Raw genomic sequence first — 13,199 nt, forward strand, 5'->3', positions numbered from 1 at the left:
AATCTCCATAACGGTCTCAAAATCTTATGCAATGCGCACGATTTAGTGCGGGTGATTGTCATTCTTGTGAATGGCTTTCTCTTGCTTATTCTGAACAAATCAAGAAAAAACAGCACAGCTTATTAGCATTACTACCTGAAAATTATGCTTTTGATAAATTAGCGCCTGTTGAAAGCCGACAAGCGCAATTTCGTAACAAAGCTAAAATGGTAGTTAGTGGCAGTGTTGAAAAACCAGTATTAGGCCTAAAAACACGAGAGGGTGTGGCCGTCGATTTATGTGAATGTCCTCTTTATCCTGACTCATTTATACCTATATTCCCGATTTTAAAAACATTTATAGCGAGAGCAGGGTTAGTACCTTACGATATTGAGCGTCGTCGTGGCGAACTTAAGTTTATTTTATTAACCGAAAGCAGAAGCAATGGCTCGATGATGTTGCGTTTTGTTTTGCGTTCAGAAAAAAAATTAGAACAACTTTATAAAGCACTTCCGTGGTTACAAGAACAATTGCCTCAATTAGCTGTTATCTCTGTGAATATTCAACCTATTCATATGGCTATTCTTGAGGGTGAAAAAGAGATTATTCTGACTGAAAAAACATTTTTAGATGAATCTTTTAATCAAATTCCATTACATATTCGCCCTAGAGGTTTTTTTCAAACTAATCCAGAGGTCGCTTCATCACTTTATGCAACGGCAGGTCGTTGGGTAAGAGAATTAAATATCTCACATTTGTGGGATATGTTTTGTGGATCAGGAGGTTTTGGATTGCATTGCGCAGATAAATCAACCCAATTGACAGGAATTGAGATCAGTCCTGAAGCAATAGAATGTGCGCGTTTATCTGCTCATGAATTAGGATTAGAGCATGTTGAGTTTCAAGCCTTAGATTCAACAGGTTATGCATTAGCTAAAGAGTCAGTACCTGAATTAGTGCTTGTTAATCCGCCAAGACGGGGGATCGGTGAGGCACTGTGTGGCTATTTAAATAAAATGAAACCTCGATTTATTCTGTACTCTAGTTGTAATGCTCAAACCATGGCAAAAGATATCCAGCAACTTTCTCATTATCGTATTGATAGAGTGCAGTTGTTTGATATGTTTCCTCATACTGCTCACTATGAAGTGCTTACATTATTGGTATTACAAGACAGTTAAGATATTCATTACAAAATAGGTAATGGGTGTTAGTATAAATAAGTATTTAACGCTCGATGGATAACATCGGGCGTTTTCTTTTTTGATTAGATAGGCATTCTATTTTATGCAGAATTTAAAAGCGTTGTTACTAGTGATGGTGCTATTAGGGCCATTAGGGATCGATCTCTATTTACCGACCATACCTGCTATTGCTCAAGACTTAGAAAGTAGTGAATCCCTTATTCAATCGACTATCGCTTTATTTATTTTAGTGTTGGGGATAGGGCAACTTATATCAGGGCCTTTGGTGGATAGGTTTGGTCGTAAACCTATCGCTATTGTTGGGATCTTTATCTATATTGTAGGCTCTATTATTGCTACGATCTCAACAGACTCAACACTTTTTATTATTTCACGATTATTACAAGCGTCTGCAGTGTGTTGTACTTCCGTTGTGGCTTTTACCTGTGTTCGTGACTGCTTTAATGGTAATGATGCTGCTCGTGTTTTCGGCTTTTTAAATGGTACTTTAAATATTATTCCCGCACTCGCACCCTTATTAGGTGGATTATTGGCTGAGTATTGGGGGTGGCGCGCACCTTTCGGATTTTTAATTTTCTATTCAGTATTTGTGCTAGTTTTGATCACTCGTTTCTTACCTGAAACTAAGCCTGAAAATACAGCTCAATCAAAACAGAAATTAGGTAAAACATACCTTGAGATTTTGTGCAGTAAACGTTTTTTAACTTTTGCCCTAGTGAATGCAGGCACAATGGGAATGGCATTAACTTATGTTTCATTTGCCCCTATTGTTTTGATGAATGATGCGAAACTATCACCGCTGATTTTTTCCATTGTTTTTGGTGTAAATGGTTTTTGGATAATGTTTGTTAGTTTTTATGTAAACCGTGTGATCCACCGTGTTGGCAGACCAATTTGTTTGATCTTAGGAGGCGGATTAATGGGCTTAGGCTGTGTGAGCTTGTTATTAAGCTTAATGTTTATTCCTGCTGGAATACAAAACCATTGGCTGATTTATATGCTCCCTGTAGCAAGTGCTTGTGCCGGATTAGCCTTTATTATGGGGCCTGCGACAAGTTATGCACTTGAGCCATATTCGCAAACGGCAGGTATTGCCTCTGCTTTAGTTGGTTTTATTCAAATGGCAGGCGGTGCTACTTTGGGTTTAACTGCACTGGCATCACCTGTACAACCTAAATTAGCGTTAGCCGTTGTCATGTTAATTGGGAGCTTGTTGGCATGGAATGCGTATCGAGTAAGCCATAAAGAAGCATTAATAGAAAAGCTGGCGACACAAGAATAGAACCATTATTTGCTATTATTTATTCAGCAATAAAAAATACCCCAGAGTGAAAAAATTCTGGGGTATTTTTTTATCGACAACTTGGCTTACGTGTTTTTAATTACGATGTTCAAACTCTAAGGCTTTTTTCTCAATCAATCTCATTAGAAGTGTCAGTATTCCGTTGATGCCTAAATAAATAATGCCTGCGGCAACAAAGACCATCACATCATAACTTTGACCAAATACTTGTCGGCTATAACCAGTTAATTCAAGCAAAGTGATCGTACTGGCGAGTGAGGTACTTTTAAATATTAATACAACTTCGTTTGAATAGGATGAAAGCGCACGTTTAAATGCATAAGGCAATATTACTCTTGCAGTTTGCACTGGTGACATACCTAATGCTTGGCAAGATTGCCATTGTCCTGAAGGAATAGCTCTTACTGCACCATAGAAAAGTAAGGTTGAATAAGCGGCACTATTTAATGCTAATGTGACCATGGCACAAAACCAAGGTGTTGATAATAACTCCCAAATCATAGGGAATTTTTGCAACACAGGAAATTGTCCCGGGCCATAATAGATTAAGAAAAACTGCACTAATAACGGTGTACCGGTAAATAAGGTGATATATGCCTTTACAATTTGAGTAATAACAGGTGTTTTTAATGCCAAAATAAATGTCATTAAAACTGAAAGTGTAAATGCTACCAATAAAGCCACTAATGTTAATGACAAGCTGGTTGGTAATCCCGGTAAAATATCAACAATATAATCCCACATTATGAGGCACTCCGTTCAAATCGAGTTGTTCTCATTTCTAACCATTTCAGGATATATTGACTGACCAGCGTAATGGCTAAATAAATCAGTGCAACAATACTATACCAAGTAAAAGGTTCTTGGGTTCTATTAGCTATACTTTGTGTTTGTAACATTAAATCATTAACACTGATTAATGAGACTAAAGCCGTATCTTTTAATAAAACTAACCACTGATTACCTAAACCGGGTAAAGCATGACGCCACATTTGAGGCATAATAAAGCGGAAGAAAATAGTAATCCGACCCATACCTAATGCTTGGCCGGCTTCCCATTGGCCTGTTGGTACCGCTTTTAAGGCGCCACGTAATGTTTGTGAAGCATAAGAAGCATAAAGAAGTGAAAGGGCGATAACACCACAATAGAAAGGTAGAGATTCAGTATCACCAAAATCTATTTGTAAGGTGAAAGAACCTAATTCAATGCCATCCATTAAGATCATGACACCTTGTAAGGTGCCATAATAGACAAAAAGAACCACCAGCATTTCTGGTAGTCCTCTGATTAGTGTTACCCAGCATGTTCCTAAGAAAGCAAAGGCTTTCCATCTCGCGGATTCCCATGCTGTAAACAACATGGCGAGAACTAATCCAATGATAAGAGCAGAAATAGCAAGTGAGACCGTAGTAACGGCCGCACCTGCTAGAGTTGTTATTTCATTCATTTATTAAGCTATTATTGTTATTCAAACCATTTTTTATAAATGACATCATAAGTGCCATCAGCTTTTACTTCAGCTAATGCTTTGTTCAATTTATCTTGTAAATCAGCATTGCCTTTTCTTACTGCGATCGCAAGGCCTGTACCAAAATAGTTAGGATCTGCAACTTTATCGCCTACAATACCTAATTCAGGATTTTTTTTCAGCCATTCATTTACAACTGCAGTGTCACCAAAGATAGCTTCAATACGACCATTTTTAAGATCTAATACTGCATTTTGGTAACTGTCATAAGGAACAGTTTTCATTTCTTTGTGTTGCTCATTGATGAATTTCTGATGGGTTGTCCCATTCTGAACACCAATTTGTTTGCCTTTTAAGCTAGCAACATCAGAGATTTTACCTGTTACTGTAATAAATACAGCGGAGTTATCATAGTAAGAATCCGTGAAATCAACTTGTTTTTGACGCTCAGGGGTAATATCAATACCCGCCATTAAGGCTTCAAAACGACGGAATTTTAGACTAGGAATTAAGCTATCAAAAGACTGATTGGTAAAGGTACAATCTGCATTAATTTTTGCACACATTGCATTAGCGAGGTCAACATCAAATCCTACAATTTGGTTATTAGCATCAATCATTTCAAAGGGAGGATATGTTGCTTCAGTGGCAAAACGGATTGTCTCTTTCTCAGCCGCAGTTGCAGAAAGTGTAATACTGGTCAGAAGTGCCGCAAATAATATTTTTTTCATTGTCTGATCCCGATTTAGTGTGACAAGTAATTAGCAAAAGCTTCCGTTTGTGGAGCTGTGAAACGATAGTTATCACCTTGCTCTATAATACGGCCGTTTTCCATATATACAACTTTGCTCGCGGCTTTGCGTGCAATTTCAACTTCATGGGTCACAATCACTTGTGTAATACCCGTTTCTGAAAGCTCTTTAATAATATCAACAACTTGAGCTGTAATTTCAGGATCTAATGCTGCTGTCGGTTCATCAAATAAGAGAACTTGAGGCTCCATCATTAATGCTCTTGCAATGGCAACACGTTGTTGCTGTCCACCCGATAAATGTAGTGGGAAGCGTCCTGCATAATCACTTAAACGTAAACGCTCAAGTAACTTCATCGCTTTTTCTTTAGCTTGCGGTTTTGATAAACCTAATACACGACAAGGTGCTTCAATTAAATTATCAATAACTGTCAAATGTGGCCATAAATTATATTGTTGAAATACCATGCCTACATTTTGGCGTAATGAACGAATTGCCTTTGCGTTAGGCTGTTGGCCAAAGTCAAAATGTAGACCCGCAATTTCTAATTCGCCTGAACGTGGCATTTCTAATAAATTAAGAACTCTCATTAGTGAGCTCTTACCTGCACCGCTTGGTCCTAATAGAACCATTGTTTCACCAGCAGAGCATTCCAGATTAATATCATAGAGTGCTTGGTGCGAACCGTAGAAACAATTTATGTTTTTTAATTGAATACTCATGCGTTTTTTCTGAATAGTCATTAACTGGTTCAAATAATAAAACGGTAAGAATAATTATGCAACTAAAACTGCATAATAAAGTGGTTTTTTTACGTAAAAATGGGTAATAAGGCTATTTTTTTTCACTGTTAGGTGAATTTTTATCCAGCTTGTAAGCGTTATTACTTATCGTTTTAGCCATACCTTTGAAAATAAATAAGTGTGCAGGCATCATCGCAAACCAATAAAGTAACCCACTAAAACCGGCAGGATGCCACCAAGCACGAACATCGATTGAGCGAAGATTGCCACTATCATGGATAGTAAAAGAAAGTCGACCTAAACCGGGTGCTTTCATCCCAAATAATAAGGTAAGTTGTTTTTCTGGCTCTAGTTTGATCACTCGCCAGCCATCAATCATATCACCAAGCTCTAATGTGTCTCTGGGCGGTCGGCCATAAGTCACTTTATTTCCGACTATATCATCCATGATGGCGCGGGTTTTCCATAGCGCGTTACCATAAAAGTAGCCTTGTTCACCGCCAATCTGTTGTACTGTATGCCAAAGAGATGCAGCGCTAGCGGGTGTTGAGACAGTACAACCTGCATTTTTAGGGTAATAACCGTACCCCGGTTTCCAGCGATTACGAACCGCTGGAGAATATCCCCAATCCTGATTATCTAAAGCTGCTTCTTCATCAGCCAATGTTTCTTTTACTGCGTCATCAAATTTAATTAGGGATTGAGGAATAAGTTCGCGCAAAGGAGCATCGTTGGCTGGAAGATCATGTTTTAACCCTTGAATAAGCTCTTTAGCAATGGAAGTTGGTACGGACGTTATCATACTGATAAAGCCCGCAGAAATAAGACTGCCCGGCATAGGTAAGGGGATCAATACACGCTTTTTCCCTGAAATTTTAATAAAGCGCTCAAAAAGAGTTTGATAGCTAATATATTCGGGGCCACCAGCATCAAAAATACGATGTTGATGTGTGGGATGATGGATAATTTCTGTTAAATAGTGAATTAAGTTTTTTAAGGCAATAGGGGAAGATTTTGAACGAACCCAGCGCGGGGGCGTAAGAATAGGGAGGTTATAAACCATATCACGCATAATTTCAAAGGCGGCGGAGCCTGGGCCGACAATCATTGAGGTACGAATTTCAGTCACAGGGATCGCACTCGTTCTTAATACCTCACCTGTGAGTTTTCGGGCAATGAGATGGGGAGAATATTGCTGATCTTCATGTTGTAAGGCACTTAAAAAGATAATTTGTTTAACTTTTGTACCTTCTAATGCGTCTACAACATTAATTGCCGCTTTACGCTCTTGTTCAACTAAATTATGTGCATCGCCCATGCTATGGACAAGGTAGTACACGATATCAGTATCATGCATGACTTTGCTTAAGGTTTCTGGATTGTGCAAGTCCACAAAAATACAGCGTGTATTTTCCCAACCTTGAGACATCATCCAGTCAACTCTGCGCGCTCCCGCAGTGACTTGATGACCTTGTTTTATCAGAGCTGGAATAAGATTTTGACCAATATGACCACTTGCACCAAGTACTAATACACGCTGTTGATTCATTGTTAATCCACTGTAAAAAGAGAACGTTATTGTTCTATTGTTACTGATTTTTCTATGAAGTAAAGAAAGCCATTAATATTGGGGTGATTAAACTTAACACAAATCCATGCACAATAGCCGCAGGCACAATGGCAACACCACCACTTCTTTGTAAAACAGGTAACGTAAAGTCCATGGAAGTTGAACCACAAATCCCTAATGCTGTATTTCTATAACGATTAACAATGATAGGTATAAGCATAATTGCCGCTAATTCACGCATTAAGTCATTGAAAAACGCAGTACTACCAATAACAGGACCAAATGCATCGGTAAGTACAATCCCAGATAAAGAGTACCAACCATATCCAGATGCAATGGCTAATCCCATTTTCATTGGTAATCCTAGTAAATAAGCAGCTAAAGCACCACCTGCAAGCGCACTTACCCCCATGACGACAGCAACGGTTGTTCCTCTGCGGTTAATTAAAATTTGTTTTGGGCTCATTCCGCTATTACGCAATTGTAATCCGACTAACCACAGCAAGAAGATAAGTGCACCTTGGCTGGCATGAGATGCATAATGAAAAATTGACCAGCCTGTTAAGCCAACAAAAAAACCGACAACAACGACACCGCATAATTGTAACGATTCAAGAACCATTTTTATGCGTGATGGTGGCTTAGATTGCTTATGTGCAGGGACATGCCAAGGATCTTTTTTATCCAACAACCATAAAAATAGTAAATTTGCACCAAAGGTACATAAAAAGAAAACGCTGGCATAAGCAAGAATAGAGACTAAATTTTCACCAATATTATCTAACATGGCTAAACTGACGCCCATTAGAAATAGGATAACGTAGACCATCGCACTAAGTAGGCGATTTGCCAAATGAAGTAATGGGCGATTGTTTAACTTAATCAAATACCCTACAAAAAGTGGAAGTAGGATAATCAATAACCCTGATAACATTTCTATTCCTTACTGAGTGCACTCAAATTATAAAATAAACTAATAACGTGACTTGTATTATAACATTTACTTATGTTGTTGTGGATACAGAAGCTGAGATAAATCTAAAATTTTTATTGAAGGCATGAGCCTAACATGTTTATCGATAAGTGGCTTTAATTGTTTGAAAAGCGAACGATTTGGGTATATATCGAATAGTTGAGTAAATTTTATTACGACACTCTTTAACTGTGATTTAATGAAAATATTCATTAAATGAAATTATTGGCAGATTAAGCATAAAATTAAGGTAGGAAGAATAAAAAACATAGCTTAGTCGTAACTAACGAGGGGATTTATGTATTTAGAAAGAGTGGAAATAGTTGGATTCCGTGGACTTAATCGTCTTTCACTACCTCTTGATATGAATACAGTTTTAGTGGGTGAAAATGCGTGGGGTAAAAGCTCATTACTTGATGCGTTAACACTCAGCTTGGGTATTGAAACCTATCAATATGCATTTACACCTGATGATTTCCATCGTCTGCCGAATGAGTCGGAAGAAAATAGTAAAAAAACCCTACAAATTATTCTGACATTTACTGAATCACGCCCTGGACGACATCGTTCTTATCGTTTCCATAAAATAGCACCTGTATGGGTTGCAAATGGTGATGAGCTAAAACATATCTACTACCGCATCAGTGCAGAATTAGATGAACAAAAGAATGTAAAAACATTTCGCTATTTTCTTGATAAAGAAGGAAAGCAAATTCGCTTACCTAATGGGCAAACTCAAGAAATCATTGCAGAGATTGTTAGGCTTTATCCTGTTCTTCGCTTGCAAGATGCGCGTTTTGTTCGTGATCTTACCTCTGACGTTATCGACCCTCATAAGGATCCTCATCGAGAAGCGTTTAATAATAAAATGAGTGAGTTAACCAAGGCATTAGTCAAAAATCCAGACGAGTTGTCAGATGAGGATTTACGTGAAGGGCTAGATGCCATGCAACAGCTATTAGGGCACTATTTTGCCGACCATGGTTCGTTGTTGTTTAAATCACATGCTCGTCATCGCAAAGTCAATGAGCCTCATGTGCGTGGATGGCATGCGTTAGAAAATATTAATAAGGTGTTGGCAAAACCAAATCAACGAAGTATTCGATTAATTATCTTAGGCATGTTCTCCTCTATATTACAGTCTCGAGGTAGCGTTGCATTAGATCCTTATGCAAGGCCTATTGTCATTGTAGAAAACCCTGAAACACGTTTGCATCCTATTATGCTTTCAGTGGCTTGGGGCTTACTTAATCTTTTCTCACTACAACGGATAACAACGACTAATTCAGGTGAGTTACTGTCACTAGCACCATTAGAAAGTGTGTGTCGTTTAGTACGTGATACTGACAAAGTAGCTGCTTATCGCGTTGGTAATCAACAATTACATTCAGATGAAGAACGACGCATTTCATTTCATATTCGTTATAACAGGCCGTCTGCACTTTTTGCTCGTTGCTGGCTATTAGTTGAAGGTGAAACGGAAATTTGGCTAATGAACGAACTGGCAAGACAATGTAATTATTTTTTTGAAGCCGAAGGAATAAAAGTTATTGAATTTGCGCAATGTGGACTTAAGCCATTATTAAAGTATGCAACATATATGGGAATAGAATGGCATACCTTAGTGGATGGTGATGAAGCGGGTAAGAAATATGCCGCAACGGTTAAAGATTTTGCATCAAAAAGCAATGATGCTGAGCGTGATAGATTAACAAAACTTCCCGCCTTAGATATGGAACATTTCTTATATAAAGAAGGCTTTCGTAATGTGTATCATGATGTTGCAGGTGTGCCTGATAATGAAAAATGGCCAACCCGACGTGTGATTATTAAAGCTATCCAACGCTCATCAAAACCTGATCTCGCACTAACGGTAGCTAACAATGCTGCTCAACGAGGAGTAGACTCCATCCCCTCCATACTGAAAAGTATGTTTTCTCGTGTTGCATGGCTTGCTAGAGGCAAAGCAAATTAGGCCGTTATAGCAAGAAAGATAAACGCACGAGATCAATGTAGATTCTATTTAGCGATGAAGGTGAATATCATCGCTAAAGTTTTTTATGGCTGATTAAATTGTTATGTTTAGGAAGGATATTGTATGGCTTTTTTATCTTTAAAAAAGCGCGGGAGAGTGCTCACCCTTATTTTAATTACGTTTGCTATTGTCGCCTATTTTTTTTGGCCGAAAGAAAATGTACCGTCATATCAAACACAAATCATTACGAGAGGTGATCTGTCAAAAGAAGTGACAGCAACAGGTAAACTTGATGCTGTGCGTAAAGTTGATGTGGGCGCGCAAGTCAGTGGCCAATTACAAACTTTGTTTGTGAAAGAGGGTGATGCGGTTAAAAAAGGTGATTTATTAGCGATTATTGATCCAAAAAAAGCGCAAAATGAAGTCACTGAATCGCAGGAAACTAACAATGAGCTTAGAGCGAATCTTCAACAAGCACAGGCCGAATTACGTTTAGCGCAACTTACATATCAACGTCAGTTAAAGTTGATTGGTACACATGCAATTGCACAAGATGAGCTTGATCGTACTAAAACGGATGTTGATGTTAAAAAAGCGCGCATTATTACCTATGAGGCGCAAATTAAAAAGAATCAAGCGACCTTAGATACAGCGAAAACTAACCTCCAATATACACGTATCACAGCACCTATGGATGGTATAGTGACGTTTATTAAAACCCTAGAAGGTCAAACCGTCATTGCTGCGCAAGAAGCACCAACGATTTTAACTTTAGCAGATTTAGATACGATGTTGGTAAAGGCGGAAGTATCTGAAGCAGATGTTATTTATTTAAAACCTGATCTTAATGCTTCTTTTACAGTGTTAGGTGCGCCTGATAAAGCTTTTAGTGGCAAGTTAAAAGATATTCTGCCAACGCCTGAAAAAATTAATGATGCTATTTTCTACTATGCCCGTTTTGAAGTGCCTAATGAACAACATTTACTACGTTTACAAATGACCGCGCAAGTTAAAATTCTTATCGAAAATAAGAAAGACGTACTTCTCATACCGCTTTCTATTTTAGGTGAGGATGCTGGTATTAATGAATATTACGTTGATGTTTTAGTTAATGGTCAGCCAGAAAAACGCACGGTAAAAATAGGTATGCGTACTGATGTTTATGCTGAAGTTCTCAGCGGATTAAAAGAGAACGATGCGGTTATTCTGGGTGAAACTTCAGGAGATGCATAATGCCGGCATTATTAGAACTCAATGAGGTTAGTCGCGTATATAGCAATGGTGAAGAAGAAACTGTTGTTCTTAATAAAGTCTCATTAACGATTAATGCGGGTGAAATGGTCGCTATTATGGGGGCGTCAGGCTCTGGTAAATCGACCTTAATGAATATATTAGGATGTTTGGATAAACCAAGTAGCGGTGAATATAAAGTTGCAGGTCAAAGTGTTGCACAAATGGAAGGTGATCAACTTGCAGCATTACGTCGTGAACACTTTGGATTTATTTTTCAACGCTATCATTTAATGGCACACTTAAGTGCAGAGCAAAATGTTGAAATTCCAGCCATTTATGCAGATAAAAATGCCACTCAACGTAAAGAAAGAGCGCGTGAATTATTAACTCGTTTAGGATTAGGTGAGCGAGTTAATTATCGACCTAATCAGCTTTCTGGCGGTCAGCAACAACGTGTAAGTATTGCGAGAGCGTTGATGAATGGAGGTGAGGTCATTCTTGCTGATGAGCCTACTGGCGCATTAGATAGTCATTCTGGTAAAGAAGTAATGGCTATTTTGAAGCAATTAAATGAACAAGGGCATACAGTTATTATCGTAACGCATGATCCTTTAATTGCAGAACAAGCTGAACGAATTATCGAAATAAAAGACGGTAAGATTATTAGTGATAACCGCCATCAAACAACGATACATAAAGTTAAAAAAGAAACGACAACGGTTTTAACTTCCTCCTATTTGGGCCAAATTGTAGGGCGCTTTACTCAAGCACTAGAAATGGCTTGGCGTGCCATGGTTGTTAATAAAGTACGCACATTATTGACAATGCTCGGCATTATTATAGGGATCGCTTCTGTCGTAACGATTATTGTCATTGGTGATGCTGCAAAAAGTATGGTGCTTTCTGATATAAAAGCCATTGGTTCGAATACCATTGATATTTATCCGGGGAAAGATTTTGGTAGTGATTCCCCTGAAGACAGACAATCATTAACACTACAAGATGTCTTCGCTTTAAAGCAGCAACCTTATGTGCAAGCGGTCACACCACAAGTGCAATTTAGTACTCGATTACGCCGTGGAAACCAAGACTCTCCAGCCTCTGTTGCGGGTGTGAGTGAAGATTATTTTATTGTATATGCTATGAAGTTTTCACAAGGCCGCTCATTTACTCAAGATATGATCCTGCGACAAGCGCAGGTTGTTGTGATTGACGAAAATACTCGCCATCGATTTTTCCCAGTTAAGAAAGATGTGATTGGTGAGCAAATTATTATTCGCAATATTCCTTCTACGATTGTTGGGGTTATTGCAGATAAAAAATCAGCTTTTGGTAATGGGCAGTCATTACGTGTTTGGGTGCCTTATAGTACGTTAAATAGTCGTATTTTAAATCGCTCATATCTTGATAGCATTACGGTAAGAGCAATAGAAGGTTATGATGCCAGTGTAGCAGAGCAACAAATGATCCGTTTGCTCACGATCAGACATGGTAAAAAAGATATTTTCACTTATAACCTTGATAGTTTTATTAAAGCGGCTGAGAGCACTACGCAAACAATGCAATTATTTCTTACACTTGTCGCCGTTATTTCATTAGTAGTTGGTGGCATTGGTGTTATGAATATTATGCTAGTTTCTGTGACTGAAAGAACGCGAGAAATTGGTATCAGAATGGCGGTTGGTGCGAGAGCAAGTGATGTGATGCAACAGTTTCTCATTGAGTCTGTGCTGGTTTGTTTAGTTGGGGGAGTGTTAGGAATTGCTCTTTCGTTTAGTATCGCAATGATTGCAAGCGTAATGTTACCGGATTGGCATTTTGTCTTCCAACCTATTGCATTAATCAGTGCTTTTATTTGTTCAACTGCTATTGGGGTTATTTTTGGATTTTTACCTGCAAGAAGTGCCGCAAAAATGAATCCTATTGATGCATTAGCAAGAGAATAATTCAAACAATAAGATAAAAGCCCTCAAGTATATAAAGGGCTTTTATTTGAA

General features: G+C 38.3%; 11 protein-coding genes. 5 read left to right on the top strand and 6 right to left on the bottom strand.

Features of this window, described 5'->3' with window-relative positions:
- Positions 1-26 precede the first annotated feature (26 nt).
- Together rlmC and ABN080_RS00600 are read left to right on the top strand one after the other, a co-directional pair.
- Positions 27-1,160, top strand: coding sequence for a 23S rRNA (uracil(747)-C(5))-methyltransferase RlmC (gene rlmC / locus ABN080_RS00595; RefSeq protein WP_349440107.1), 1,134 nt, complete (start codon positions 27-29; stop codon positions 1,158-1,160).
- Positions 1,161-1,266: 106 nt separating this feature from the next.
- Complete coding sequence (locus tag ABN080_RS00600) at positions 1,267-2,466, top strand: multidrug effflux MFS transporter (RefSeq protein WP_349440108.1); 1,200 nt, start codon at positions 1,267-1,269, stop codon at positions 2,464-2,466.
- A 96-nt stretch (positions 2,467-2,562) separates the two neighbouring features.
- On the opposite strand, the gene artM is transcribed toward ABN080_RS00600, so the two are convergent.
- The 6 genes from artM to ABN080_RS00630 form a co-directional block, all read right to left on the bottom strand.
- Complete coding sequence (gene artM / locus ABN080_RS00605) at positions 2,563-3,231, bottom strand: arginine ABC transporter permease ArtM (protein ID WP_196553355.1); 669 nt, start codon at positions 3,229-3,231, stop codon at positions 2,563-2,565.
- Positions 3,231-3,935, bottom strand: coding sequence for an arginine ABC transporter permease ArtQ (artQ, locus tag ABN080_RS00610; RefSeq protein WP_072069696.1), 705 nt, complete (start codon positions 3,933-3,935; stop codon positions 3,231-3,233). Before artQ ends, artM begins: the two co-directional genes overlap by 1 nt.
- A 17-nt stretch (positions 3,936-3,952) precedes the next feature.
- Positions 3,953-4,687: an arginine ABC transporter substrate-binding protein gene (gene artJ, locus ABN080_RS00615; RefSeq protein WP_023581291.1), complete on the bottom strand. Its 735-nt coding sequence runs from the start codon at positions 4,685-4,687 to the stop codon at positions 3,953-3,955.
- A gap of 14 nt (positions 4,688-4,701) precedes the next feature.
- Entirely contained in the window at positions 4,702-5,430 is a 729-nt protein-coding gene (gene artP / locus ABN080_RS00620) for an arginine ABC transporter ATP-binding protein ArtP (protein ID WP_349440109.1), read from the bottom strand.
- Between the two features lie 112 nt (positions 5,431-5,542).
- Entirely contained in the window at positions 5,543-7,000 is a 1,458-nt protein-coding gene (locus ABN080_RS00625) for a DUF2867 domain-containing protein (RefSeq protein WP_349440110.1), read from the bottom strand.
- Between the two features lie 52 nt (positions 7,001-7,052).
- Positions 7,053-7,955 (bottom strand): LysO family transporter, encoded by a 903-nt coding sequence (locus ABN080_RS00630; RefSeq protein WP_072062825.1) that lies wholly within the window; start codon positions 7,953-7,955, stop codon positions 7,053-7,055.
- A 337-nt stretch (positions 7,956-8,292) separates the two neighbouring features.
- Here ABN080_RS00630 and ABN080_RS00635 point away from each other — a divergent pair, with 337 nt between their 5' ends.
- The 3 genes from ABN080_RS00635 (at position 8,293) to macB (ending at position 13,148) form a co-directional block, all read left to right on the top strand.
- On the top strand, positions 8,293-9,969 hold the full coding sequence (locus ABN080_RS00635) for a DUF2813 domain-containing protein (protein WP_196553353.1): 1,677 nt from the start codon (positions 8,293-8,295) through the stop codon (positions 9,967-9,969).
- Positions 9,970-10,092: 123 nt separating this feature from the next.
- A complete protein-coding gene (gene macA / locus ABN080_RS00640; protein WP_196553352.1) occupies positions 10,093-11,202 on the top strand; it encodes a macrolide transporter subunit MacA in 1,110 nt (369 codons plus the stop codon).
- Entirely contained in the window at positions 11,202-13,148 is a 1,947-nt protein-coding gene (gene macB, locus ABN080_RS00645; RefSeq protein WP_349440112.1) for a macrolide ABC transporter ATP-binding protein/permease MacB, read from the top strand. Before macA ends, macB begins: the two co-directional genes overlap by 1 nt.
- Positions 13,149-13,199 lie beyond the last annotated feature (51 nt).

The organism is Proteus sp. fly-1089 (assembly GCF_040138965.1).
Classification (GTDB): domain Bacteria; phylum Pseudomonadota; class Gammaproteobacteria; order Enterobacterales; family Enterobacteriaceae; genus Proteus; species Proteus vulgaris_B.